Annotated in this window: 24 protein-coding genes; 13 read left to right on the top strand and 11 right to left on the bottom strand. The window is 59.5% G+C overall.

Annotated features, from left to right (window positions below; all coding sequences use genetic code 11):
• Positions 1 to 312: 312 nt before the first annotated feature.
• Entirely contained in the window at positions 313 to 1,878 is a 1,566-nt protein-coding gene (gene garD / locus TAN611_RS03955; RefSeq protein WP_111737719.1) for a galactarate dehydratase, read from the top strand.
• Position 1,879: 1 nt separating this feature from the next.
• On the opposite strand, the gene TAN611_RS03950 is transcribed toward garD, so the two are convergent.
• From TAN611_RS03950 to dgt, 3 genes are all read right to left on the bottom strand, one after another.
• Positions 1,880 to 3,031, bottom strand: a complete 1,152-nt coding sequence (locus tag TAN611_RS03950; protein WP_054305125.1) for a CdaR family transcriptional regulator — start codon at positions 3,029 to 3,031, stop codon at positions 1,880 to 1,882.
• 179 nt (positions 3,032 to 3,210) lie between these two features.
• Positions 3,211 to 4,638, bottom strand: a complete 1,428-nt coding sequence (gene degP, locus TAN611_RS03945) for a serine endoprotease DegP (protein WP_105229794.1) — start codon at positions 4,636 to 4,638, stop codon at positions 3,211 to 3,213.
• A gap of 222 nt (positions 4,639 to 4,860) precedes the next feature.
• Complete coding sequence (dgt, locus tag TAN611_RS03940) at positions 4,861 to 6,378, bottom strand: dGTPase (RefSeq protein WP_203067308.1); 1,518 nt, start codon at positions 6,376 to 6,378, stop codon at positions 4,861 to 4,863.
• Between the two features lie 138 nt (positions 6,379 to 6,516).
• Here dgt and mtnN point away from each other — a divergent pair, with 138 nt between their 5' ends.
• From mtnN to TAN611_RS03925, 3 genes are read left to right on the top strand one after another with little or no spacing between them, the layout of a single operon-like run.
• Positions 6,517 to 7,218 carry a 5'-methylthioadenosine/S-adenosylhomocysteine nucleosidase gene (mtnN, locus tag TAN611_RS03935; protein ID WP_105229792.1) on the top strand — a complete coding sequence of 234 codons (702 nt, stop codon included), beginning with the start codon at positions 6,517 to 6,519 and terminating at the stop codon, positions 7,216 to 7,218.
• Between the two features lies 1 nt (position 7,219).
• Positions 7,220 to 8,026 carry a vitamin B12 ABC transporter substrate-binding protein BtuF gene (gene btuF, locus TAN611_RS03930; protein ID WP_111737721.1) on the top strand — a complete coding sequence of 269 codons (807 nt, stop codon included), beginning with the start codon at positions 7,220 to 7,222 and terminating at the stop codon, positions 8,024 to 8,026.
• Positions 8,026 to 8,640 carry a TRIC cation channel family protein gene (locus TAN611_RS03925; RefSeq protein WP_105229790.1) on the top strand — a complete coding sequence of 205 codons (615 nt, stop codon included), beginning with the start codon at positions 8,026 to 8,028 and terminating at the stop codon, positions 8,638 to 8,640. The genes btuF and TAN611_RS03925 overlap by 1 nt, the downstream gene beginning before the upstream one ends.
• 43 nt (positions 8,641 to 8,683) lie before the next feature.
• Here the strand turns inward: TAN611_RS03925 and erpA are convergent, their stop codons facing one another.
• Both erpA and clcA read right to left on the bottom strand, forming a co-directional pair.
• Positions 8,684 to 9,028 carry an iron-sulfur cluster insertion protein ErpA gene (gene erpA, locus TAN611_RS03920; protein ID WP_015670939.1) on the bottom strand — a complete coding sequence of 115 codons (345 nt, stop codon included), beginning with the start codon at positions 9,026 to 9,028 and terminating at the stop codon, positions 8,684 to 8,686.
• 103 nt (positions 9,029 to 9,131) lie between these two features.
• Positions 9,132 to 10,553, bottom strand: coding sequence for a H(+)/Cl(-) exchange transporter ClcA (gene clcA / locus TAN611_RS03915; RefSeq protein ID WP_111737722.1), 1,422 nt, complete (start codon positions 10,551 to 10,553; stop codon positions 9,132 to 9,134).
• A 210-nt stretch (positions 10,554 to 10,763) separates the two neighbouring features.
• On the opposite strand from clcA, the gene hemL reads away from it, so the two are divergent.
• Positions 10,764 to 12,053 (top strand): glutamate-1-semialdehyde 2,1-aminomutase, encoded by a 1,290-nt coding sequence (gene hemL / locus TAN611_RS03910; RefSeq protein WP_105229788.1) that lies wholly within the window; start codon positions 10,764 to 10,766, stop codon positions 12,051 to 12,053.
• 69 nt (positions 12,054 to 12,122) lie between these two features.
• On the opposite strand, the gene ampE is transcribed toward hemL, so the two are convergent.
• The gene (ampE, locus tag TAN611_RS03905) at positions 12,123 to 12,977 is read right to left on the bottom strand and encodes a beta-lactamase regulator AmpE (RefSeq protein WP_105229787.1); all 855 of its coding nucleotides are present in this window, start codon (positions 12,975 to 12,977) and stop codon (positions 12,123 to 12,125) included.
• A 215-nt stretch (positions 12,978 to 13,192) separates the two neighbouring features.
• Between ampE and nadC the strand changes: the two genes are divergently transcribed.
• The 4 genes from nadC to hofC all read left to right on the top strand — a co-directional run bounded on the left by nadC (position 13,193) and on the right by hofC (position 17,354).
• A complete protein-coding gene (gene nadC / locus TAN611_RS03900) occupies positions 13,193 to 14,083 on the top strand; it encodes a carboxylating nicotinate-nucleotide diphosphorylase (RefSeq protein ID WP_105229786.1) in 891 nt (296 codons plus the stop codon).
• Positions 14,084 to 14,281: 198 nt separating this feature from the next.
• On the top strand, positions 14,282 to 14,728 hold the full coding sequence (ppdD, locus tag TAN611_RS03895) for a prepilin peptidase-dependent pilin (protein ID WP_111737723.1): 447 nt from the start codon (positions 14,282 to 14,284) through the stop codon (positions 14,726 to 14,728).
• On the top strand, positions 14,728 to 16,158 hold the full coding sequence (gene gspE, locus TAN611_RS03890) for a type II secretion system protein GspE (protein ID WP_203067307.1): 1,431 nt from the start codon (positions 14,728 to 14,730) through the stop codon (positions 16,156 to 16,158). The genes ppdD and gspE overlap by 1 nt, the downstream gene beginning before the upstream one ends.
• Complete coding sequence (gene hofC / locus TAN611_RS03885; protein ID WP_105229783.1) at positions 16,155 to 17,354, top strand: protein transport protein HofC; 1,200 nt, start codon at positions 16,155 to 16,157, stop codon at positions 17,352 to 17,354. Before gspE ends, hofC begins: the two co-directional genes overlap by 4 nt.
• Positions 17,355 to 17,398: 44 nt before the next feature.
• On the opposite strand, the gene TAN611_RS03880 is transcribed toward hofC, so the two are convergent.
• Positions 17,399 to 18,442, bottom strand: a complete 1,044-nt coding sequence (locus TAN611_RS03880) for a GMP reductase (RefSeq protein WP_105229782.1) — start codon at positions 18,440 to 18,442, stop codon at positions 17,399 to 17,401.
• Between the two features lie 340 nt (positions 18,443 to 18,782).
• Between TAN611_RS03880 and coaE the strand changes: the two genes are divergently transcribed.
• The 3 genes from coaE to yacG are packed head-to-tail and all read left to right on the top strand — an operon-like array spanning position 18,783 to position 20,391.
• Positions 18,783 to 19,397, top strand: coding sequence for a dephospho-CoA kinase (gene coaE, locus TAN611_RS03875; RefSeq protein ID WP_197951272.1), 615 nt, complete (start codon positions 18,783 to 18,785; stop codon positions 19,395 to 19,397).
• Between the two features lie 5 nt (positions 19,398 to 19,402).
• Positions 19,403 to 20,155 carry a cell division protein ZapD gene (zapD, locus tag TAN611_RS03870; protein ID WP_105229780.1) on the top strand — a complete coding sequence of 251 codons (753 nt, stop codon included), beginning with the start codon at positions 19,403 to 19,405 and terminating at the stop codon, positions 20,153 to 20,155.
• 44 nt (positions 20,156 to 20,199) lie between these two features.
• The gene (yacG, locus tag TAN611_RS03865; RefSeq protein ID WP_105229779.1) at positions 20,200 to 20,391 is read left to right on the top strand and encodes a DNA gyrase inhibitor YacG; all 192 of its coding nucleotides are present in this window, start codon (positions 20,200 to 20,202) and stop codon (positions 20,389 to 20,391) included.
• 44 nt (positions 20,392 to 20,435) lie between these two features.
• Here the strand turns inward: yacG and mutT are convergent, their stop codons facing one another.
• From mutT to secM, 3 genes are all read right to left on the bottom strand, one after another.
• On the bottom strand, positions 20,436 to 20,840 hold the full coding sequence (mutT, locus tag TAN611_RS03860) for an 8-oxo-dGTP diphosphatase MutT (RefSeq protein WP_197951270.1): 405 nt from the start codon (positions 20,838 to 20,840) through the stop codon (positions 20,436 to 20,438).
• A 114-nt stretch (positions 20,841 to 20,954) separates the two neighbouring features.
• Positions 20,955 to 23,666 (bottom strand): preprotein translocase subunit SecA, encoded by a 2,712-nt coding sequence (gene secA, locus TAN611_RS03855; protein WP_105229777.1) that lies wholly within the window; start codon positions 23,664 to 23,666, stop codon positions 20,955 to 20,957.
• Positions 23,667 to 23,748: 82 nt separating this feature from the next.
• Positions 23,749 to 24,282 carry a secA translation cis-regulator SecM gene (gene secM / locus TAN611_RS03850; RefSeq protein WP_105229776.1) on the bottom strand — a complete coding sequence of 178 codons (534 nt, stop codon included), beginning with the start codon at positions 24,280 to 24,282 and terminating at the stop codon, positions 23,749 to 23,751.
• A 26-nt stretch (positions 24,283 to 24,308) separates the two neighbouring features.
• Here secM and TAN611_RS03845 point away from each other — a divergent pair, with 26 nt between their 5' ends.
• On the top strand, positions 24,309 to 24,833 hold the full coding sequence (locus TAN611_RS03845) for a DUF721 domain-containing protein (protein WP_105229775.1): 525 nt from the start codon (positions 24,309 to 24,311) through the stop codon (positions 24,831 to 24,833).
• Between the two features lie 21 nt (positions 24,834 to 24,854).
• On the opposite strand, the gene lpxC is transcribed toward TAN611_RS03845, so the two are convergent.
• Positions 24,855 to 25,772 carry a UDP-3-O-acyl-N-acetylglucosamine deacetylase gene (gene lpxC, locus TAN611_RS03840; RefSeq protein WP_105229774.1) on the bottom strand — a complete coding sequence of 306 codons (918 nt, stop codon included), beginning with the start codon at positions 25,770 to 25,772 and terminating at the stop codon, positions 24,855 to 24,857.
• Between the last annotated feature and the right edge of the window lie 44 nt (positions 25,773 to 25,816).

Raw genomic sequence — 25,816 nt, 5'->3', positions numbered from 1 at the left:
TTTTGCTCTGCGAAAAGTATATGTAGCCCGCAAACGAAGCTCATCGGGCAATATTCCAAGTATCAGCCCAATATGCGCGTTAGTTTGGGGCATCTGCCCAAGATAACGCCGGACGGCTCACGAAACCCCGTCAGGCCGTGATCGGCCTCACGTGCCGTTGGCGCAATGCCAAATAATTTACCGCTGCCGCCGCGTAATACCGGTCATTTGCATAATGTCGCCCTCTGACTGGTAAACCTATACTTACTCAGGTGAGCACATCTGCCGATTAATCTCGCAGCAAAAATAATAATTAAGGCAAGTGAGGTTGTAATGTCTGAAATAAATATCCGCCACGACGCGCCGCTATATATTAAGGTGCACGCCGATGATAATGTCGCTATCGTGGTCAATAAGCAGGGATTAGCCAAAGGCACGCTGTTTCCCTGCGGTTTACAGTTAATTGAACATGTGCCGCAGGGGCATAAGGTGGCGTTGAATCATATCGCCGCCGGCGAAGCGATTATTCGCTACGGGGAAACCATCGGCTATGCACAGCGCGATATCTTACGCGGCAGCTGGATTGATGAGTCGCTGGTGACGCTGCCGGAAGCGCCGGCGCTGGACAGCCTGCCGCTGGCCAATCGCGTGCCGCCGCCGTTGCCGCCGCTGGAGGGCTACACCTTCGAGGGCTACCGCAACGCCGACGGCAGCGTCGGCACTAAAAACCTGCTGGGGATTACCACCAGCGTGCACTGCGTCGCCGGCGTGGTCGACTTCGTGGTGAAAATCATCGAGCGCGATCTGCTGCCGAACTACCCCAACGTAGACGGCGTGGTGGCGCTGAACCATCTCTACGGCTGCGGCGTCGCCATCAACGCGCCGGCCGCCGTGATGCCGATCCGCACTATCCATAATCTGGCGCTTAACCCCAATTTCGGCGGCGAAGTGATGGTGGTCGGCCTTGGCTGCGAGAAACTGCAGCCGGAACGGCTGCTGCAGGGCACCCCCGATGTGCAGCCGATCTCGCTGGACGCCGGGCAGATCGTGCGTCTGCAGGATGAGAAGCATATCGGGTTTAAATCAATGGTGGACGATATTCTGGCGCTGGCGGAACGGCATCTGCGCAAACTCAATCAACGCCGGCGCGAACCCTGCCCGGCGTCAGAGCTGGTGGTCGGCATGCAGTGCGGCGGCAGCGACGCTTTCTCCGGCGTGACCGCCAACCCGGCGGTGGGCTATGCCTCCGATCTGCTGGTGCGCTGCGGCGCTACGGTGATGTTCTCGGAAGTGACGGAAGTGCGCGACGCCATTCATCTGCTGACGCCGCGCGTCGCCGACCAGGAAGTAGGCCGGCGCCTGCTGGAGGAGATGCGCTGGTACGACGATTATCTCAGCCAGGGGCAGACCGACCGCAGCGCCAACCCGTCGCCCGGCAATAAAAAAGGCGGGCTGGCCAACGTGGTGGAAAAGGCGCTGGGATCGATCGCCAAGTCCGGCACCAGCGCGATTGTCGAAGTGCTCTCCCCCGGCCAGCGCCCGAGTAAACGCGGCCTGATCTTCGCCGCCACGCCCGCCAGCGACTTCGTCTGCGGTACGCAGCAGCTGGCCTCCGGCATTACCCTGCAGGTGTTCACCACCGGACGCGGCACGCCTTACGGCCTGACCGCCGTTCCGGTGATCAAAATGGCGACGCACAGCGCGCTGGCCGAACGCTGGCACGATCTGATGGATATCGACGCCGGCAGCATCGCCAGCGGCGAAGCCACCATTGAGCAGGTGGGCTGGCAGCTGTTTGAACTGATTTTGGCCATCGCCAGCGGGCGCAAGAAAACCTGGTCGGATCAATGGGGACTGCACAATGCGCTGGCGGTGTTCAACCCGGCGCCGGTCACCTGAGCTATTCGTCCAGCTGCAGGCCGATATACAGCAGTAAACGTGCGTCGAAGCTGGACAGGTTCAGGCCGGTCAGTTCGGAAATACGGTTCAGGCGGTATTCCAGGGTGTTGCGGTGAATATACAGCGCCTTGGCGGTGGCGCTCGGCTGTACGTTATTCAAAAACCAGGCGCTGAGGGTACGCCGCAGCAGGCCGTTGCCGTCCATCGCCTTCAGGCGCGCCAGCGGCCTGACCAGCTCGTCCGCCTGCCAGCCGCCGCGCAGGCTGTCCAGCAGCACCGGCAGCATCAGGTCCTGGTAGTAGTAGGCGCGCTGCTCGAACATCCGCTGCTTGCCCACCGCCATGGTGGTGCGCGCGGTGCGGTAGGAGCGGGCGATGCTGCCCGGCCCGGTAAAGTAATTGCCCAGCGCCACCCGCACCCGCAGCCGGCTGCTCTCTTTCATGCGCGACAGCAGGTTTTCTACCCGGCGACGATGATCTTCAGCGTCCCAGCGGCCGTGGCCGTTGAGCGCCGGCTTCAGCACCACCATTTCGCTGAGCGAGACGATGGCAATCAGATTGTCGCGCTCCGGCAGCGTCAGCAGCGCCTGCAGCTGCTGCAGTTCCGCCATTGCGCTGTCGACGCCGAGCTGTCCGCTGTCCACCTCGACCACCGCCGCCACGCGCGGCTCTTCAGGGTCGATACCCAGCCGCTGCGCCCACTCCATCAGCGCCGGCGACAGCGCCTCCGCACGGATCAGGTTCAGCACCAGCTCTTCACGAAAACGGCTGTCCTGCGCCAGCAGGTGCATCAGCCGCGCCTGCTCCAGCATCATTTCAGCCGCCATGCACACCAGCTCGCCGTATTGGCGCAGCTGCGCCGGATTGCCGGTCAGGCCGATCACCCCGACGATGCTGCCGTCGATGCGCAGCGGCAGATTGATGCCCGGCCGCACGCCGTGCAGATGGCGGGCGACGGCTTCATCAATATCCACCACGCGGGCCTGCGACAGCACCAGCAGCGCCCCTTCGTGCAGTTCACCGACCCGCTCGCGGTCGCCGCTGCCGATGATCCTGCCGCGCGCGTCCATCACATTGACATTGCCGTCAATGATTTGCATGGTGCGCGCCACGATTTCCTGCGCCAGCTTGCCGTCAAGATGGTATTCCGCCATTCAATTCGCCCCAACCCGATTTTAGATAATCGCCCAGCATACCGACGCGCTGAGAGCGGCACATTGTGCAGATGCCCAAAGCGTTTCGGCAGCGCCGGGAGTTGTGGCAGGCTTCACAATTTAGCAACATGAAAAAGGCACGCCGTAGCGTGCCTGTCGGATGAGAGAGCGCAAGCAGATTACTGCATCAGCAGGTACAGCGTGCTGTCGCCGCGCAGGATGTTCAGCGCCAGTACCGGCGGCTTGCTGTCGAGAATTTTGCGCAGTTCGCTCAGGTTCTGCACCGGCTGTTGGTTGACCCCCAGGATCACGTCGCCTTTCTTCAGGCCAATGCTGGCGGCGGCGCTGCCGGCCTTCACGCTGTCGACCCTGACCCCTTTATGGTTGCCGGCCTGCGCGTTGCTCAGTTCGGCCCCCTCGATGCCGGCATTGATATTGCCGGAATCAACCTGCGTCTGCTTGCTTTGCTCCAGCGTCACATCCACGGTGACCGGTTTGCCCTCGCGGATAATCCCCAGCGACATTTTGCTGCCGGCCGGCAGCGTGCCGATCTGCGCGCGGAACGAGGCGAAGCTGGAAATGGCTTTGCCGTTCATGGTGACGATCACATCGCCCGCCTTGATGCCCGCTTTGGCGGCGGAGGATTTCGGCATCACCTGGCTGACGAAGGCGCCGCGCTGGGCGTCGACCTTCATCGCCTGCGCCAGCTCGGAATTCAGCTCGGTGCCCATAATGCCCAGCTCACCGCGTTTGACCTGGCCATATTGCACCATCTGCGCCGTCAGGCTTTTCACCATATTGCTCGGAATGGCGAAGCCGATACCGATATTGCCGCCGTCCGGCGCCAGGATCGCGGTGTTGATACCGATCAGCTCGCCGTTCAGATTAACCAGCGCGCCGCCAGAGTTGCCGCGGTTGATCGCCGCATCGGTCTGGATAAAGTTTTCGTAGTTTTCCAGGTTCAGGCCGCTGCGCCCCAGCGCCGAAACTATACCGGAGGTGGCGGTTTCACCCAGGCCATAAGGGTTGCCGATCGCCACCGTGTAGTCGCCGACCCGCAGCCGATCGGAATCCGCCATTTTGATCGCGGTGAGGTTCTTGAAGTTTTTCAGCTGGATCAGCGCAATATCAGAGCGCGGATCCTTGCCGATGATCTTGGCGTCAAAGCGGCGGCCGTCGCTCAACTGCACCTGGATCTTGCTGGCGTTGTCCACCACATGGTTATTGGTCACCACGTAGCCCTTCGCCGCATCGATCACCACCCCGGCGCCCAGCGCCTTAAAGCTCTCTTTGGCGCCCTGGCCACCCGGCCCGCCCTGACACATCGGCGAGCCCTGGAACGGCGAACCGTCCTGACAGAACGGCGAGTCTTCGCCGAAAAATTGCTGGAACTGCTGCGGCATACGCGGCGTATTGACGGCGGCGCTGCCTTCAACGTTGATGCTGACCACCGACGGCATCACCTTTTCCAGCATCGGCGCCAGGCTCGGCAACTGTGACGACGGCGTGCTGGCGGAAGCCGTTTCTGCGGCGGCGGCGCTTGCCGGGCCAAGGGCCATACCCATGCTGAAAGCCAGGGCGCTCAGAACTAATGCGGTTTTTTTCATCTGTGTGTCTCTATAAAGTCAGTCAATGCAGGGACATACCCCGTTCAGCGGGCGCCGCAGGGTATTGCGCTTGTTGTACTCAATGAGAACCTATTAATAACCTGAAGTTCAGCCGTGGAGTATTGAGAAGCGTAAAAAAATATTCTTCGTCTTTACACTTCTCTAAATAATAAACCGCGCCCTGAATGACGCGGTGGGATAAGAGATGTTTACGCGCCGGGATTATTCTGCTGCCATTAAACGTCGGTATTCATCATAGGCATAAAGATCGGTCATACCGCTGATATAATCCTGTAACAGCCGCGCGCGGAAATAATATTCTCGAATCTCCCGCTGCTCCGGGGATAAATACTGTATCCCCTCGACGGCTTCGATATAAGCCAGCCGATGCTTGGTGGACAATTTATGAAACAGCCGCGTCTCAATCGGGAAACCACGGTGGCTGTCTTCCTGCACCAGTTGGCTGAAATCCGCCAGCGACATCGCCAGCAGCGGGCTGTAAATATCCAGCAGACCGCTGATGACCCGGTAGCCCTGCAGCTCCAGCTGTTCCACTTCCGGATGGTTGAACACGTATTTAAACGCCACCTTCTTGAAGACTTTCAGCAGCCGGAATGCCGGACTGGAATCCTCCAGCAGCGCCTGATTAAAGCTGCCCTGATAAATCGCGTCCAGATTATCAATAAAACGCCCGGCGGCATGAGGCACCAGTTTAGCAACGGTAAATACCCGCAGGTACATAAAGAACTGATCTTCCGAACTGCGTCGCGCGCCGCCCTGCGCTATTTTGCCAAACGCGCCGGCCACCGTTTTATCAAACAGATCGCCCGGCGTCACCGCGCCCCATTCCTGGCTCAAATAGTGATAAAGCTGAACGACGGTGAAAATGTTTTTTTCCACCGCGTCTTCCAAATCGGCAATGCAATAAGAAATATCATCGGCAGCTTCCATGATATAAGTCAGCGGGAAACGGTCGAATTCCCCCATCTGCAATTCACGCCGCAGGCGGTCAACAAACGCCTCCTCCGCCAGATAGAAACCCGGCTTTTTCATCAGATAGCTGTGGCTGGCGGGGATATCCTGCGCCCAATACGCCGGGCGGGTATATTTCAGGATGCAGCCCACCTGGGCATAGGTCAGATTCAGTTTCAGCAGCGTATACACCAGCCGGATCGCCTGTGCGTTGCCTTCAAACTGGCTCAGATCGTGGCGGATGCGGCTGCGCAGCCGGTTCAGATCGCCATCCCCTTCACGCAGGCGCAGCACCTCGACCTGGCAGCCGTCCTGGCTGTTCGGCTCGCTGCCGCTGCTGGCCGGATCGAGCCGCTGGCTGAACCAGTCGTTAATCGCCGACTCGCCGAAGTGGCCAAACGGCGGATTGCCGATATCATGCATCAGGCAGGCCATTTCAACGATGCTTTCAAACGGATCCAGCAGATTGGTCAGGCCGAGTTCATCAATACGCTGCTCTTGCTTAAAGCGGTTGAGGATCTCTTTGGCAATGTGCCTCCCCACCTGCTGTACTTCCATCGAGTGGGTTAACCGGCTGCGCACCGCCGCGTTGCGCTCCAGCGGGAAGACCTGGGTTTTCTGCTGCAGCCGGCGAATCGCCGCCGAGTTGACGATCCGCCCGCGGTCGCTTTCAAACTGGCGGACAATGTCATATTCCTGCTCCGCCGCGATCGGATTGCTGAACGGGCGCTGAAAGCTGATTTTCTGTTTAAAGTCGATCCCGGACATCTGCGGCTCCCCTGTTTTGGCCCTGGCGCGTCTGCCTCCGTGATAACAATTCCACACGGCGGATGCAACGGATTATCTCTGTTTAACAGCCATGATAGACTATGCGGCACTTCTTCCCCCTATCAGCGAGTATTATTTATGAAAGTAGGCATTATCGGCGCCATGGAGCAGGAAGTTACCCTGCTGCGCGATCAAATCGAAAACCGTCAGACCATCCAGCGCGCAGGCTGTGAAATTTACACCGGCCAGATCAACGGAGTAGAGATTGCGCTGCTGAAATCCGGCATCGGTAAAGTCTCGGCGGCGATGGGCACCACCCTGCTGCTGGAGCACTGCCAGCCGGATATGGTGATCAACACCGGTTCCGCCGGCGGTCTGGCCGCCACGCTGAAAGTCGGGGATATCGTGGTGTCCGAAGAAGTCCGCTACCACGATGCCGACGTCACCGCATTCGGCTATGAGCCGGGCCAGATGGCGGGCTGCCCGGCGGCGTTCGTCGCCAACGACGCGCTGATCGCCCTGGCGGAACACTGCATCCGCCAGTTGGATCTTAACGCGGTACGCGGCCTGATCTGCAGCGGTGACGCCTTTATCAACGGCGCAGAACCGCTGGCACGCATTCGCGCCACCTTCCCGAGCGTCGCAGCGGTGGAAATGGAAGCGGCGGCGATCGCCCACGTCTGTCACCAGTTCGGTACGCCGTTTGTGGTGGTGCGCGCCATCTCCGACGTGGCCGACAGCGAGTCGCATATGAGCTTTGACGAGTTCCTGACCGTAGCCGCCAAACAGTCCTCGCTGATGGTCAACGCAATGCTGCAGATGTTGGCAAAGCGCGACTAAGGTGAAACGACGCTTTTGCTGCCTGTTGTGGCTGCTGGCGCTGGCGGTCTCCCTGCCCGCAGCTGCTGCACAGCGGGTGATCAGCCTGGCGCCCAATACCACCGAACTGGCCTACGCCGCCGGCATGGGGGATACCCTGCTGGCGGCCAGCGCCTTTTCCGATTACCCGCCGCAGGCCAAGAAGCTCGAACAGGTGGCGTCGTGGCAAGGGGTTAATCTGGAGCGGATCCTGGCGTTAAAGCCGGATCTGATCCTGGCCTGGCGCGGCGGCAATCCGCAGCGGGTCCTGGATCAGCTCGCCGCATTCGGCATTCCGATCTTTTACGCCGACGCCAAAACGCCGGAAGAGATCGCCCGTTTGCTGGACGATCTGGCCGCTTACAGTCCGCACCCGGAGCAGGCGCATCAGTCAGCAGCGCAGGTACGCCAGCAGCTCGCCCGTCTGAAGGCCCGCTATGCCGATAACCCACAGCGCCGCGTGCTGCTGCAGTTCGGCACCCAGCCGCTGTTCACCAGCTCCGCCGCGACGCTGCAAAGCCGACTGCTGAGCCTGTGCGGCGGCGAAAACATCTTTGCCGACAGCCGCGTACCCTGGCCGCAAATCGGCCGCGAGCAGGTGCTGGCTCGTCAGCCGCAGGCGATCGTCATCAGCGGCGGCGCCAAAGAGGTTGCCAACGTCAAAGCATTCTGGTCGCCTCAGCTGCAGGTGCCGGTCATCGCGCTGAATGAAGACTGGTTCAACCGCGCAGGGCCGCGCATTATGCTGGCGGCGCAGCAGCTGTGCAGCCAGCTGGCGGAGATTCGCTGATGCTGGTGTTCTGGCTGGATATCCTCGGCACGGCGGTGTTCGCCATCTCCGGCGTATTGCTGGCCGGCAAGCTGCGGATGGATCCTTTCGGCGTGCTGGTGCTCGGGGTGGTGACCGCCGTGGGCGGCGGCACCATCCGCGACATGGCGCTGGCCAATGGCCCGGTGTTCTGGGTGCAGGATCCCACCGATTTGGTGGTGGCGATGATCACCTGTGTGCTGACGCTGATGCTGGTGCGCCAGCCGCGCCGCCTGCCGAAGTGGGTGTTGCCGGTGCTGGATGCGGTCGGGCTGGCGGTGTTCGTCGGCATCGGCGTCAATAAGGCCTTTGCCGCCGGCAGCGGCGCGCTGGTGGCGGTATGTATGGGCGTGATTACCGGCGTCGGCGGCGGCATTATCCGCGACGTGCTGGCGCGCGAAATCCCGATGATCCTGCGCACGGAAATCTACGCCACCGCCTGCATTATCGGCGGCATCGTGCACGCCACGGCGTATTCCAGCTTCGGCATGCCGCTGCAGCAGGCGATGATGCTCGGCATGACCATTACGCTGCTGATCCGGCTGGCGGCCATTCGCTGGCACCTGAAGCTGCCGGCGTTTATTCTCGAACAATAAAAAACCCGCCTTACGGCGGGTTTTCTTAAGATCGGACGTCAGATTAGATGCTGAACGACGAGCCGCAGCCACAGGTGGTTTTGGCATTCGGGTTGGTCACCACAAAGCGCGACCCTTCCAGACCTTCGGTATAATCCACCGAACCGCCCACCAGATATTGCAGGCTCATCGGATCGACCACCAGAGCCACGCCCTGTTTTTCGATGGTCATATCGCCTTCGTTGACCTTATCGTCAAAAGTGAAGCCGTATTGGAATCCGCTGCAGCCGCCGCCGGTGATGTAAACCCGCAACTTCAGGTTCGGATTTTCTTCATCAGCGATCAGGAATTTCACCTTGTTCGCTGCTGCCTCGGTAAATTGCAGGGGCAGTGCTGTTTCTTCACTCATACTCTTAACTCCCAACATGATTCAGCATCAGGCTCCCTTATACGTCGGGCGGGTGCCGGCAACCTGATTAATACTGTGATTATCCAATACCTGAGTGTTGCGTTCAAGTATTCACCGCATTTGTTGCATTTTCTTTGCTTGTTTTCTCCGCCGCCCGCTGCTTCTCCAGCGTGCGCGCCAGCAGCGACGAATACAGCGGCTGACCGCCGAGGAACTGGGCCACCAGCGTCGCGCCAAGGCACGTAATGATCATCGGCAAAATCAGCTGATAATTGTCCGTCATTTCCAACACCAGCACGATGCCGGTCAGCGGCGCACGCACCGTCGCGGCAAACAGCGCCCCCATGCCGGCAATGGCGAACGTCCCCGGCTCGATGCCATACTGCGGGAAAAGGTGGCTGCTCGCCAGACCAAATGCGGTGCCGAACAGCGTACCCAATGCCAGCATCGGCGCAAAAATCCCGCCCGGCGCGCCGGAGCCAAAGCACAGCAGCGTGGTGACAATCCGGGCGATAAAGATAAACATCAGCATGCCGACGGTATAGTTGCCCGCCGCCGCAATCGGAATCAGGCCGAAACCGCCGCCGGCGGCCTCCGGCTGAATCAGCGCCAGTACGCCGCACAGGCCGCCCAGCCCACCGCCCATCAGCACAATTTTGCGCATTTCGCCGCCGTGCAGGCGGGCAAACATATCCTGGGTACGGAAGATCAGCCGGTTAAACATCACGCCGACGCCGCCGAACACCGCGCCCAGCACCAGATACAGCCACAGAGTGTTGGTCGGTGCCGATGAGAGTTTACCCACCTCGATCACCGCATGCTGACCATTGCACAACTGGTAGACCACGGTCGACATAATCACGCCGATAAATACCGCTTTAATCGAGATCAGGTTGTAACGAAACTGCGGGCGCATCTCTTCGATAATAAACAGAATCCCCGCCAGCGGCGCGTTAAACGCGGCGGACAGCCCCGCCGCCGCCCCGGTCGCCAGCAGCGAGTGGCGCGCCTCGGCGCCGCGGATACGGAAGATATCCAGCACCATGCGCCCGACATTGCCCCCCATCTGCACCGTCGGCCCTTCGCGCCCCAGCACCATGCCGGCGCCCAGCGTGCCCATGCCGCCGACAAATTTTACCGGCAGAACCCGCCACCAGCGCACCGGACGCAGCTCTTCCAACGCGCCTTCTATCTCCGGAATGCCCGACCCGCCGGCCTCCGGCGCAAAACGCCGCACCAGATAATAGCCCAGCATCGCCAACCCGGCGGACAACAGAAAAGCCAGAGGCCACACCAGATACCAGGCATCGGCGACGTACGACAGCGCGGAGAAACGCTGTTGCTGCACCCAGTCCACCGACTTTTCAAACGCTACGCCCAACAGCCCGGCCAGCGCGCCCACCAGGGCCGCCATCAACAAGATCGCCACCGGCGTTTTATCACGGCGAATAAACTGACGCACACTGTCAACGCGCTTCACACGCGGAGTAAGTACTAACGAGGGTTGTGGTTGCTGCTCACTCATAAGGGGTTGGTTACCGCCGGTAAGAATAAGTCATATAAATCGCAGAGCCGTCCATTCTATACCCAAAAAAGCGTACGGCACACCTCTCTTGGCAAACAGCGAAACTCACCGTTTACCCGTATCACGCTGCGGCGATCGTTTCATAACGGCGCGCACTCCACTAGAATAGCCCGGTAAAACACATTCAATATACATTCCTGGAGCCGATTTATGAGCTTACACAGCAAGTCCGAAAGTCTGTACGCCGAAGCGCAGCAGCTGATCCCCGGCGGGGTGAACTCCCCGGTGCGGGCATTTACCGGCGTCGGCGGGGTGCCGCTGTTTATCGAACGTGCCGACGGCGCCTACCTTTTTGACGCCGACGGCAAAGCCTATATCGATTACGTCGGCTCCTGGGGCCCGATGGTGCTGGGCCATAACCATCCTGCCATTCGCAACGCCGTCATTGCCGCCGCCGAACGCGGCCTGAGCTTTGGCGCGCCGACCGAAATGGAAGTGAAAATGGCCGCGCTGGTGACCGAACTGGTGCCGACGATGGATATGGTGCGCATGGTGAACTCCGGCACCGAAGCCACCATGAGCGCCATCCGTCTGGCGCGCGGCTACACCCAGCGCGATAAAATCATCAAGTTTGAAGGCTGTTACCATGGCCACGCCGACTGCCTGCTGGTCAAAGCCGGTTCCGGCGCGCTGACCCTCGGCCAACCGAACTCACCGGGCGTACCGGCGGACTTCGCCAAACATACCCTGACCTGCACCTATAACGATCTGGACTCGGTACGCAGCGCCTTTGAACAGTTCCCGTCAGAGATTGCCTGTATTATCGTCGAGCCGGTGGCGGGCAATATGAACTGCGTACCGCCGCAGCCGGACTTCCTGCCGGGGCTGCGCGCGCTGTGCGACCAGTACGGCGCACTGTTGATTATCGACGAGGTAATGACCGGCTTCCGCGTGGCGCTGGCCGGTGCGCAGGCGCACTACGGCGTTGAGCCGGACCTGACCTGTCTGGGTAAAATTATCGGCGGCGGTATGCCGGTAGGTGCATTCGGCGGCCGTCGCGACGTGATGGAAGCGCTGGCGCCGACCGGCCCGGTGTATCAGGCCGGGACGCTGTCCGGCAACCCGATCGCCATGGCGGCGGGCTTTGCCTGCCTGAGCGAAGTGGCGCAGCCGGGCGTTCACCAGACGCTGAACGAACTGACCGAAATGCTGGCGGACGGCCTGCGCCATGCCGCACAGGCGGAGAACATCCCGCTGGTGATCAACAACGTCGGCGGCATGTTCGGCCTGTTCTTTACCGATGCCGACGCAGTCACCTGCTATCAGGACGTGATGCAGTGCGACGCCGAACGCTTTAAGCGCTTCTTCCACCTGATGCTGGACGAAGGCGTATATCTGGCGCCGTCCGCCTTTGAAGCAGGTTTTATGTCCGTCGCCCACAGCAAAGAAGACATTCAGCGCACCATCGACGCCGCGCGTCGCTGCTTCGCCAAGCTGTAACGACGAGCGTTGCCGCAAACAAAAAGGGCTGAACCTGCGTTCAGCCCTTTTTTATCGCACGATGGCGGATTACAGCAAAGTGCCGTAAATCGTCAGCACCGCCACCACCACCACCAGAATCATCGTCACCTTACGCGCCAACACCACCGCGGCACGCGGCGTTTGTACCGGATCGTCATGCGGGTCCCGAGCCAGCGCAAACTGCGCCAGACGCGTCAGCACCTGGTACTGTGAAGTACGGCGATCGCCCAGCGAGGCGAACCAGGCCGGCAACGCCCTTTCTCCGTGGCCGATCAGCGCGTAGGCCACGCCCGCCAGCCGCACCGGGATCCAGTCCAGCCAGTGCAGCAATGCATCAATCCCCGATTGCGAACGCTCCAGCGGCGTATTGTGCCGCGCCAGCCAGGTTTGGTAAGCACGCAGGAAAGCATAGCCGGCCAACGCTATCGGCCCATAAGGACCGCACGCCACAAACCAGAACAGCGGCGCCAGATAATAGCGGTAGTTAATCCACAGCAGCGCATTTTGCAGTTCGCGCAGACGCTCTTCTTCGCTGCAGTCCACCGGCAGGCCGTGGATCAGCGCCAGCTCTTCCGCCATGGCATCAACCGCATGGCTGTCGCCCTGACGCGCCGCCTTCAGGTAGGCGCGGTAATGCTTGCGCTTAATGCCCGCCCCGACGCACAGCAGCGCCACGACAATCCACAGCAGCAGCGTCAGCAGACCGAAAAACAGCCCCTGTGCCAGCCATAAAATGCCCCAGACCACCACCATCCAGCCGCAGGCCAGCGCCAGCGTCTGCAGCAGCGAAAAACGGCGCAGACGCCGGAAAACCACTTCAAGCCGGTGATCCAGCTGCCAATGCTCGCCCAGCTTGAATAAACGTTCCCACGCCAGAACCAGTAACAGCGAAAACAGCGTCATTTGTTATGCCTCTCCCTTGTCATTGCGCCCGAGCGCTCGCCGGGGCCAACCACGTTGTTCCACAGATGCCAGATATTGCTCGCCACCGGTATCGGATAATACCTGATTCCTTGTTTAGCGACAGCGCATGCTGGCTATCACTGCCAGTGGTACTTGCCTGCACAACAGAGTAGCATGTTTCCTCCACATTCTTAGTTCCCTTTTCGGAGCCTTCTATGCCGACACGCCGCTACAGCGCCGACAGCCGTCGTGCTGAACTTCTTGAACGAATTGAACATGATATCCCTTTTGCCGTCGCCCAGGCGTTACGGGAAGATCTGGGTGGTGAAGTCAATCCTGAACGGGATATTACCGCCCAACTGCTGCCGGCGGACAAACAGGCCGAAGCCACGATCATCACCCGTGAAGCCGGCGTGTTTTGCGGCCAGCGCTGGTTAAATGAAGTCTTTATTCAGTTGGGTAATCAGGTGCGCGTGGAATGGCTGGCGGCCGACGGCGAAACGGTCACGCCGAACCAGCCGCTGTGCCGTCTGAGCGGCCCGGCGCGCATTATGCTGACCGGCGAGCGCACCGCGCTTAACTTTGTACAGACCCTGTCAGGCGTGGCGACCGCCGTCAGCCGCTATGTCGCACTGCTGGAAGGCACGCAGACGCGGCTGCTGGACACGCGTAAAACGCTGCCGGGGCTGCGCACCGCGCTGAAGTACGCCGTGCTGTGCGGCGGCGGCAATAACCACCGGCTGGGGCTGTCCGACGCCTTCCTGATCAAGGAAAACCATATTATCGCCTCCGGCTCAATCAAGAACGCGGTGGAGAAAGCCTTCTGGCTACACGCCGACGTGCCGGTCGAAGTGGAAGTGGAATCGCTGGACGAACTGCAGCAGGCGCTGGACGCCGGCGCGGATATCATCATGCTGGATAACTTCAGCGTGCCGATGATGAAGCAGGCTGTAGAACTGACCCAGCATCGCGCACAGCTGGAAGTCTCCGGTAATGTCACCAGCGACACCTTGCGCCAATACGCTGAAACCGGCGTGGATTATATTTCGGTCGGCGCGCTCACCAAGCACGTTACCGCCCTCGATTTATCCATGCGCTTTAAATAATCCCCCTTTTTTGCGCTCGCATCGCCAGCCCGGCGGCGCGAGCGGCTTTACACTGCGATCCGCGCCGCATTACACACTGCGAAAAACGGTAACCATCCAGATAGTGCTGGAAGCCATACGCAGTCCTGTCAGCATGCACTCGCACGCCCGGCCTCCTGACGCTACCGTTGCCACCCCACAACCAGGAGGAAGCAACGCATGGAAACACAACGTGGATTTACCCTGATCGAACTGATGGTGGTGATCGCCATCATCGCCACCCTGAGCGCCATCGGCGTGCCCGCCTATCAGCGCTATATCCAGAAAGCCGCAATGACCGACATGCTGCAGGCGATGACCCCCTATAAAATGGCGGTGGAGCTGTGCGTGCTGGACAGCGGCACCGCCGACGAATGCAACGCCGGCAGCAAAGGCATCCCGACAGGCGCCGCCTCGCGCTATGTCAGCGCCGTCAGCGTCAGCCGGGGAGTTATCACACTCACAGGCGCCCAGACGCTACAGGGGTTAACGGTCACAATGACGCCGACGCCGGACAGCAACGGCCTGATGCGCTGGGCGCGCAGCTGCAGCGCCGCAGAAAGCAGCGCGCTGCAGGATACCTGCCGGGAAGTGTTCCGCTTTGACGATGAGGCGGAACCATCCTGATGAGCCAGGCTATCAACGCTGAAATACAGACCCTGTGCCGGCGCTACCAGGCGCTGGCGCTGAGCGAAGATGAGCAATGCCTGACTATCGCCCTGCACGGCGAACCGCCGGCGCCGCTGCTCAATGCGCTGCGCTTCGCCAGCGGGAAACAGATCGCGCTGGAACAGTGGCCGCTGGCGCGGCTGGAGCAGGCGCTGTTTCAGTCGCCGGCGCTTCAGCCGGCTCAGACAGAGACCGCCGAGGCACACAGCTCCACGCTGGATGACGATACCGATACGCCTGCGGTCAACTTTATCAACCAAACGCTGCGCAGCGCGATCCAGCGACGCGCCTCCGACATTCACTTTGAACCTTACCAGCAACAGCTCAGCATCCGCCTGCGCATCGATGGCGTACTGCAGACGATCTCTCCGCCGCCGCTGGCCCTGGGCCTGCGCATTATCGCCCGGTTGAAGATCATGGCTCAGTTGGACATTGCCGAACGGCGGCTACCGCAGGACGGCCAGCTCGGCGTTCAGCTGGATCGCAGCCGCTACTCGATGCGCATCTCCACCCTGCCGACGCTATACGGCGAAAAGGTGGTGCTGCGGATCCTGCAAACCGACCGGCAGGATCTGCCGCTGGAGCAGTTGGGCATGACGGAGGCGGATCGCGCGCAGTTTGCCGCCGCCCTCGCCGGCCCACAGGGCATGATTCTGGTCACCGGCCCCACCGGCAGTGGAAAAACCGTCACGCTGTACAGCGGCCTGCACCAGTTGAACGATCGGCAGCGCAATCTGTGCAGCGTCGAGGATCCCGTCGAGATCCCGCTGTTTGGCGTCAACCAGACGCAGGTCAACGGAAAAATCGACCTGAGTTTTTCCCGCGTGCTGCGGGCACTGCTGCGCCAGGATCCGGACGTGATCATGATCGGCGAGATCCGCGACGGGGAAACCGCCGAAATTGCGGTGAAGGCCGCCCAGACCGGCCACCTGGTGCTATCGACCCTGCATACCAACTCCACCAGCGAAACCCTGACCCGCCTGACCAATATGGGCATCCCCGGTTATCTGCTGGCGGCCAGCCTCAAGCTGGTGATCGCCCAGCGGCTGGTGCGTCGACTGTGCCTGCACTGCCGCCGCCCGCAAACGGAAGCGCTGCACTTTCCCGCCGCGCTGTGGCCCCGCCCGTTGACGCCATGGCGCGCCGAAGGCTGCGAACACTGTTTCGGCGGCTATTACGGCCGCATCGGCATCTACGAATTACTGCACATCACCAGTGAGATACAGCACGGGTTACTGCACCAGTTAACGGCGGAGCAGTTAAACGAGATCGCACAGCGGCAGGGGCAGACTTCGCTGCTGCAGGCCGGGCTGGCGCTGGTGGCGGAAGGTATCACGTCGCTGCAGGAAGTGTATCGCGTGATAGGCCACACGGAGCTGCAGCCATGACGTCGCGGCGGCTTTTTCTCTGGCAGGCCATTAATAGTCAGGGTGAAATAGTTCCAGGAGAGTCGCTGGCTGAACGCAAAGAGCAGGTTTATCAACTGTTGATTGAACAGAACCTGCAGCCCTATCAGGTCGCACGCGGCAAGCCGGTTGGCCGGCGGCAATGGCGTGGCGAGGCATTGATCCTGTTCACCCGCCAGCTGGCTACGCTGCTGCAGGCCGGGCTGCCGCTGATGAACGCACTGCAGCTGCTGGCGCAGCAGCATCAGTCCGCTCCCTGGCGCTGTCTGCTACAGGAGATCGGCGAGCGGGTGGCTCAGGGCCAGCCGCTGTCTGAAGTGACGGCCGGCTACCACTACGTGTTTCCGCCTATTTATCGCCAGCTAATCACCTTGGGCGAACTGACCGGCAACCTCGATCGCTGTTGCCAGCAGCTGGCGCAACAGCAGGAAGAGCAGCAGAAGCTGCGCAAAAAAGTGCTGAAGGCCATCCGCTATCCGCTGTTTATCTGCGCGGTGGCCATACTGGTCAGCCTACTGATGCTGTTGATGGTGCTGCCGGAATTCGCCAAAGTGTATCAGTCGTTCGACGCTCCGCTGCCCTGGTTTACTCAGGGGTTAATGAATCTGTCGGCGCTGTTGGTCAGTGCCGGCCCCTATGTGTTGCTGGCCGGCGCCCTGCTGGCGGGCGGCTACTGGCGCTACTGCCATCCACATTCCCGCTGGCGGCGGCGGGAGCAGCGGCTCTGCCTGCGTCTGCCGCTGATTGCTCAGCTGATTAAAGGCGCCTGCCTGAGCCAAATCTTCCGTACGCTGCATATGACCCAACAGGCGGGGCTGACGCTGCTCGAAGGGTTGGATGCGGCGCTGCTGTCGATGGAGAATCTGTTTTTCCATCAGGCACTGGAGAATATTCGGCAGCGGCTGAACCAGGGGCTGCCGCTGTATCAGGCGCTGGCGGAACAGCCGCTGTTTCCACCGTTGTGCCAGCAGTTGGCGCGCGTCGGGGAAGAGTCCGGCACTCTGGACACTCTGCTGGGCAAACTGGCGTTATGGCATGAACAGCAGACGCATGAGCTGGCGGACGCTTTGGCGCAAACGCTGGAACCGTTGCTGATGCTGACCATCGGCATCATCGTCGGCGGCCTGGTGATCGCCATGTATTTACCGATTTTCCAATTGGGAACGGTGCTGGGATAAAACAGACGGGAGAAACGCCCCCACGGTGCGGGGGCGACAGGAGATTACTTGCTGCCGAATACGCGGTTTTCCTGCTCCGCAACGCGGATAAAGGTGGTGCGTTTGGTCAGCTCTTTCAGACGCTCTGCCCCCACGTAGGTGCAGGCCGAACGCAGGCCGCCGAGGATATCGCGTACGGTGAATTCCACTTCGCCGCGCAGCGGCAGCTTCACGGTTTTGCCTTCTGCCGCGCGGTACTCCGCGACGCCGCCCACGTGGCGCTTCATCGCGGATTCGGAACTCATGCCGTAGAACAGCATAAATTTCTCGCCGTTCTCTTCCACCACCGTGCCTTCGCACTCGTCGTGGCCGGCCAGCATGCCGCCCAGCATGACAAAGTCCGCGCCGCCGCCGAAGGCTTTCGCCACATCGCCCGGCACCGAGCAGCCGCCGTCGCTGACAATCTGCCCACCCAGCCCGTGCGCCGCGTCCGCGCATTCAATCACCGCGGACAGCTGCGGGTAGCCGACGCCGGTTTTCACCCGCGTGGTGCACACTGAACCCGGGCCAATGCCGACCTTAACGATATCGGCGCCGGACAGGATCAGCTCCTCGACCATTTCGCCGGTGACCACATTGCCGGCGCAGATCACGTGTTGCGGGCAGGCTTCGCGCGCTTTCTGCAGGAAGGCGACAAAGTGCTCCGAGTAGCCGTTAGCCACATCGATGCAGATAAACTTCAGCGCCGGCGACAGCGCCAGAATTTGCTTCATCTTTACGAAGTCGGCATCGGAGGTGCCGGTAGAAACCATCACGTGACGCAGCGTCTCTGCCGGTACGCGCTGAACGAATTCGGCCCATTGTTCAACCGAATAGTGTTTGTGTACCGCAGTAAGCACATCGAAAGACGCCAGAGCCTCTGCCATGCGGAAGGTGCCGACCGTATCCATATTGGCGGCAATGATAGGTACGCCGGACCAGTTCCATCCCGAATGTTTGAAGGTAAACTGGCGCTCCAGTTCTACTTCGGAGCGGCTTTTCAGCGTGGAGCGCTTCGGGCGGATCAGCACATCTTTAAAACCTAACTTCAAATCTTCTTCAATACGCATGACAACGGATTTCCTGGTTTATGGCGACGGATCGCAAGGGTGATCGAATCTTCTATCCCGCGGGTTTCAGCTAATGCCGCCACCTGCGCAGAACAGCTTGATGCCAGTTCCAGTGACGTTATCATACGCCGGAATAATCACGCGGCAAGACTGCGATTTCGTCTTTATTTACGCTACAATCCCAGAAATTTACCTGCGCCATTCCGATGTGATATTGCGCCCATTTTTGCCATTCTGGCGACAGAAACGCCAGCCTGACGGCGTCGACTTGCACTTCTGCACGATCGCTTTATGATTCGTCTATTGTTTCTGGATAAATCTTAGGGTGTCCCTTCACGCCATGACTTACATTGTTGCGTTGACCGGCGGCATCGGCAGCGGTAAATCAACCGTCGCCAATGCTTTTGCGCGTCATGGCATCGTGATTGTCGATGCCGACATCATCGCCCGCCAGGTTGTAGAGCCCGGCACGCCATCATTGGCGGCCATCAGCGCGCATTTTGGCCATGGGATACTCCAGCCGGATGGCGCTTTGGATCGGGCGGCGCTGCGTCAGCGTATCTTCAGCCAGCCGGATGAAAAACGCTGGCTGAATCAGCTGCTGCACCCGGTGATACAGCAGGAAACACAGCGCCAGCTGGCGCTGGCCGACAGCCCCTATGCGCTCTGGGTGGTGCCGCTGCTGGTGGAAAACCAGCTACAGTCACGTGCCGACCGGGTCGTGGTGGTCGATGTCGACAGCGATACCCAGTTGCTCAGAACCATCGCCCGCGACGGCGTCAGCCGCCAGCAGGCACTCAATATTTTATCTGCCCAGGCAACGCGCGAGCAGCGACTGGCAGTGGCGGACGACGTGATCGACAACTGCGGCGCCGCACAAGAGATAGAATCACACGTAGCCGCCTTGCATCGCCGCTATCTGGACCTTGCGGCATCAGCAAAACGACAGGATTAAACCGAATGAGTGACGCTTCTCCAACCGTTCTCTTTGAACACCCGTTGAATGAAAAAATGCGTACCTGGCTGCGAATTGAATTTTTGCTGCAACAGTTACATGGCCACCGGGCATTGAGCGATACCGCCATCGCCCTGACCTTTTTCCGTACCGTTTCCGATCTGCTGGACGTGCTGGAACGCGGTGAAGTCCGCACCGAACTGGCGAAAGAACTGGAACGCCAGCAGCAAAAACTGCTGCAGTGGGCCGACGTGCCCGGCGTTGATATGTCGCTGGTCGAACAGTTACGCAGCCAGTTGAAAGACCTTTCTTCACGTCTTATCGCCGCGCCGCGTATGGGCCAACCACTGCGTGAAGATAAACTCATCAGCCTGGTGCGCCAACGTTTGGGCATTCCCGGTGGCTGCTGCAGTTTCGATCTGCCGACGCTGCACATGTGGATGCACGTGCCTCAATCAGAGCGCGATGCCGACGTCGCCCAGTGGCTGGAAACCCTGGATCCGTTACATCAGGCGCTGACGATGATCCTGAGTCTGATCCGCCAGTCCGGGCCGTTCCGCAATCAAATCAGTCTGAACGGGTTTTATCAGGATAATGCGGAAGATGCCGATCTGCTGCGCCTGCGTATCGACCTGTCGCATCAGCTGTATCCGCAAATTTCCGGTCACAAGACGCGTTACGCCATTCGCTTCTTGTCGCTGGACGGCGACCATACTCAGGTGCCGGAACGCCTGACGTTCGATCTGGCCTGCTGTTAGTAAACAATAAAATGGCCCGTTGAAAAGCCGGCTAAGGAAGAGTAATGACTACCGTAGTAAATTGCCCGACCTGTGGCAAAGACGTTGTTTGGGGGGAAGTCAGCCCGTATCGTCCGTTCTGCAGCAAGCGCTGCCAGATGATCGATCTGGGTGAATGGGCGGCCGAAGAAAAGCGCATCCCAAGCAATGGCGACTTATCCGACAGCGACGAGTGGAGTGAAAAGGAAGACTACTAGCGCTCAATACGGCCTGGCTTGCCAGGCCGTTCGTTAACTGATATTCACTGCGCCGCGCCGGCCTGCGCAACCAGTTGCCGGACAATCGCGGCGTTGGCCGGCGGGAATTCATCTTCACGCAGCTCCGCCTGTTTTACCCAGCGCATCGGCTGGCCTTCACGGCCAAACGGTTCGCCCTGCCAGTGCTCCACCAGATAGAAATTCAACGTCACAATACGGTCGGTAAAACGGTGCTCCAGCACCTCCAACAGCACGGCCTGCCCGGCATCAATGCCGGTTTCTTCCTGCAGCTCACGGTACAGCGCCTGCTCCGCCGTTTCACCCGCTTCAATCTTGCCGCCAGGAAACTCCCAAAAACCTGCCATATGGGAATCCGCACCGCGGCGGGTAAGAAAGATCTCCTGCCGGGAATTACGAATAATACCCACGGCGATGTTCAGATGTTTCATCGCTAACTCCTAAATCATTCTTGAACTGCGCCACCGCTTACGGGTAACGCCAGATATAACTGGGGCCGGACATGTCCGGCCCCACAAGGCATTAATCGCCTGTTTCACGACGGCTTACTTTTGCAGACGGCCGTGGCACTGCTTATATTTTTTGCCGGAACCGCAAGGGCAAGGATCGTTGCGGCCCACTTTACGTTCGGCCACCGCCGGCGCATTCGGATCGCTCGTTGCCAGCGCATTTTCATCCTGGTGGCTCAGCTGCTGCTGCTGCGCCAGACGTTCCGCTTCTTCACGGCGTTGCTGCTCCAGCGCTTCCACCTCTTCCGGCATCCGCACCTGAACCTTGCTCAGTACGCTGATCACTTCATACTTCAGTGACTCCAGCATCGCGGCGAACATAGCGAAGGATTCACGCTTGTACTCCTGCTTCGGATCCTTCTGTGCATAACCACGCAGGTGGATGCCCTGACGCAGATAATCCATTGCCGCCAGGTGCTCTTTCCACAGCGAATCCAGCGTCTGCAGCATCACGCCCTTCTCGAAGTTACGCATCATTTCGCTGCCGACGACGTCTTCTTTCAGCAGATACTCTTCTTTGGCCTTTTCCAGAATGCGCTCGCGCAGCGTTTCTTCGTGCAGCTCCGGCTCTTTGTCCAGCCACTCGGCAATCGGCATCTCCAGATCGAAGTCGTTTTTCAGACGCTCTTCCAGCCCCTGCACATCCCACATTTCTTCCAGAGACTGTGGCGGAATGTAGTTGTCGATAGTGGCCTTGAACACGTCCTCACGGATGCTGGCGATGGTTTCGCTGATGTCGGAAACGTCCAACAGTTCGTTACGCTGGGTGTAAATGGCACGGCGCTGATCGTTCGCCACGTCATCATATTCCAGCAGCTGCTTACGAATATCGAAGTTACGGCTTTCCACTTTACGCTGCGCGTTGGCGATCGCCTTGGTGACCCACGGGTGCTCAATCGCCTCGCCTTCTTTCATCCCCAGCTTACGCATCATGTTGGAGACGCGGTCGGAAGCGAAGATACGCATCAGCGCATCTTCCATCGACAGGTAGAAGCGGGAAGAACCGGCATCGCCCTGACGACCGGAACGGCCGCGCAGCTGGTTATCGATACGGCGGGATTCATGGCGCTCGGTGCCGATAATATGCAGACCGCCAGCGGCCAGCACGGCGTCGTGGCGCACTTTCCAGGCGTCTTTAATCGCGGCGATTTGCTCTTCGGTCGGTTCTTCCAGCTGTGCGACTTCCGTCTGCCAGCTGCCGCCCAGCACGATGTCGGTACCACGACCGGCCATGTTGGTGGCGATGGTCACCGCGCCGGCCTGACCAGCCTGGGCAACGATATCCGCTTCCATGGCGTGGAATTTGGCGTTCAGTACCTTGTGCTCAACGCCGGCCTTGGTCAGCTCGCGGGATACCACTTCCGATTTCTCAATCGAGATGGTCCCGACCAGCACCGGCTGGCCGTTGGCGGTACGTTCGCGAATATCTTCAATGATCGCCGCAATTTTCTCTTGCTCGGTCATGTAAACCAGATCCGGCATATCCTTACGGATCATCGGACGGTTGGTCGGCACGACGATGGTGTCCAACTTGTAGATGGAGCTGAATTCAAACGCTTCGGTATCGGCGGTACCGGTCATCCCCGCCAGCTTCTCATACAGACGGAAGTAGTTCTGGAAGGTGATCGACGCCAGCGTCTGGTTTTCGTTCTGGATTTCCACGCCTTCTTTGGCTTCCACCGCCTGATGTAGGCCATCAGACCAGCGGCGCCCCTGCATGGTACGACCGGTGTGCTCATCAACGATGATCACTTCGCCGTCTTTCACAATGTAATCGACGTCACGGGTAAACAGCACGTGCGCACGCAGCGCGGCGGTGACGTGGTGCATCAGCATGATGTTGGTCGGTGAATAGAGCGATTCGCCCTCTTCCATAATGCCCGCTTCCACCAGCATCTCTTCGATCAGGATCAGGCCGCGCTCGGTCAGGTGCACCTGACGCGCCTTCTCATCCACCGAGAAGTGACCTTCACCCTGGAAGGTGTCGGAGTCTTCTTTTTCCTGGCGGATCAGTTTAGGGATCAGCTTGTCGACCTTGATATACATCTCGGAGCTGTCTTCAGCCGGACCGGAGATAATCAGCGGGGTACGCGCTTCATCGATCAGGATGGAGTCAACCTCATCCACCAGCGCATAGTGCAGTTTACGCTGCACGCGCTCTTCAGGGCTGAACGCCATGTTGTCGCGCAGGTAGTCGAAGCCGTATTCGTTGTTGGTGCCGTAAGTGATGTCGGCGGCATAGGCTTCACGTTTGGCCGGTGCCGGCATGCCCGGCAGGTTGATGCCGACGCTGAGACCCAGGAATTCAAACAGCGGGCGGTTGTTCTCGGCATCGCGCTGCGCCAGATAATCGTTGACGGTCACCACGTGCACGCCGCGGCCGCTCAGGGCATTCAGGTACGCCGGCAGGGTCGCCGTCAGGGTTTTACCTTCACCGGTACGCATCTCGGCGATACAGCGGTCGTTCAGCACCATGCCGCCCAGCAGCTGCACGTCAAAGTGACGCATGCCGAATACGCGCTTACTGGCTTCACGCACCACCGCAAAGGCTTCCGGAATCAGGCTCTCTACCGTCTCGCCTTTTTTCAGGCGTTCGCGGAATTCGTTGGTTTTGGCTTTCAGCTCATCATCGGACAGTTTTTCCATGTCCGGTTCCATGCGGTTGATCTGCTCAACCACTTTGCGCATGCGGCGCAGCGTACGATCGTTACGGCTACCAAAGACTTTGGTCAATAATTTAACTAACATGTGTTTAATATCTCGTTCATGACCGCCAAACAGGCCGTCATCTTGCTGTTATTTGTTGGTTATCGTTGCCAAGAGGGCTAAATCAGACTGCAGCCGCAGGGCCGGCTCGAATGCCCTGCACCTGCGCCAGCCACAGCCCGACCTGATGCTGCGCCAGCGGCGGATGAACGGAATGGTGCGTGTCGCGGATGATGGTCGGCGGCTTAGGCTCATGGGTCAACAGCGTATTGAGCGTAAACAGCAGCGCCAGCTGCGCCGCTTTTAGCGGCGGCTCGACCGGTTCAGCGTCGCTTTCCTGCACGCGCGCATAAACAACCTGCGGCGCCAGGGCGAAAGAGAGGTGACGGATGACGGTGCGCAGCGCATGCTGCTGCCAATAGTCGACGCTGAAGTTCGGCCGGCGGTGAACCTCTTGCAGCAAAGCCAGGCCGCTGAAGGCATGGCTGATGGAATTTTGCCGATTAAGGCTGGACGAGGTGCTCGGCAACGCGGCTTGATCGGGGCCGCCCGTCAGATTTTGCGGTACGCCAAGCGTAGCCGCTACCATCCCCAACAGGAGATGCGGCCAGAAATAACGTCTGCCAAATTGTCGCCAACGATTTAGAATACCGATCACGAGTTTGTTAATCCGCCGGAGCCATTATGCGCGATAGCCGTCCACAATTATTAGATGTCCTGTTTTCTGAGTCGTCATCCGCAGACAAAGGGCCGTTGCACAACGTTCAACAACGCGCTGCCGCCCTGCTGAAACTCAACCGCGCAGTCAAGGGCCTATTGCCGGCTCAACTGCATCCCTGGTGCCGTGTCGCAAACTTCAGACAGGGTGTATTAGTGCTGGAAACGGCCAATGCCAGCTGGATGATGCGCCTGCGCTACGAACAGCCGAGCTTATTATCCGCACTACGAGCGCAAATTCTACCATCATTGTCATCGATCGACATCAGGATTAATCCGGCGTTGATGGCAAAAGGCGGCAATCAGCAGCAGAATTCGCTGCAAAAAACAACAGATGAACCCGCCGCGGCGCCGATGCGTCGTCTGAGCGAGGAAAGTGCGGAACAATTACGGGGAATAGCCAGCCGCAGTCCGGAAAAACTGCGCAAGACATTAGAACGACTGGCAGCCCTGGCCGGAGAGGGTGCCAACACTACCAGTCGTGAGAAATAACCAGCGAATTCAGGCCTATGCTTATGCCAATACGGTGGACGGCGCTTTGAATGCCAACGGCATTTCAGCTTCGTCCTGGAACGTGACGAATTCCCACGCTTCCTGTTTTGCCAGTACCGCCTGCAGCAACTTGTTGTTCAGTGCATGGCCGGACTTATAGGCAGTAAATGCGCCAATGATATTATGGCCGCACATAAACAGGTCGCCGATGGCGTCCAGCATTTTGTGACGAACGAATTCATCTTCAAAACGCAGGCCGTCTTCGTTCAGGACGCGGTAGTCGTCCACCACGATGGCACAATCGAAGCTGCCGCCCAGGGCCAGGCCACGGGATTGCAGGTATTCGATATCGCGCATAAACCCGAAGGTACGCGCACGGCTGATTTGACGCACGAACGAGTCGGCAGAAAAATCTAAGCGGTAGCGCTGCGCGCTGGCGTCAATCGCCGGGTGGTTGAAGTCAATGGTAAAGTCCAGGCGGAACCCGTTATGCGGGGACAGCTCGGCCCATTTATCACCATCTTCAACGCGAACGGTGTCTTTCAGACGCAGGAATTTCTTCGCTGAGTTCAGTTCCTCAATGCCGGCGTCCAGCAGCAGGAACACAAACGGACTGGCGCTACCGTCCATGATTGGGATCTCGGCTGCGTCAACTTCAATAATGATGTTGTCGATGCCAAGGCCAGCCAGTGCGGCATTTAGATGCTCAACGGTAGAAATACGCACGTCATGCTCATTCACCAGGCAAGTACAGAGCATGGTATCACGCACGGATTTTGCATCAGCCGGAAAATCAACCGGTGGATTCAAGTCAGTGCGACGATAGATGACCCCGGTATTGGCCGGCGCTGGGCGCATCGTCAGCGTGACTTTCTTGCCGGTATGCAAACCGACGCCAGTCGCCTGAACGATACGTTTTAATGTCCTTTGTTTGATCATCGTTTTATCTCGCAATGTTATCCATCCTACCGGCCAAGCATACA

The organism is Serratia sp. Tan611, assembly GCF_905188235.1.
GTDB classification, from domain to species: domain Bacteria; phylum Pseudomonadota; class Gammaproteobacteria; order Enterobacterales; family Enterobacteriaceae; genus Serratia_B; species Serratia_B rhizosphaerae.
Note: the sequence above shows the minus strand (reverse complement) of the source record. Positions and strands in the feature narration are given on the sequence as shown.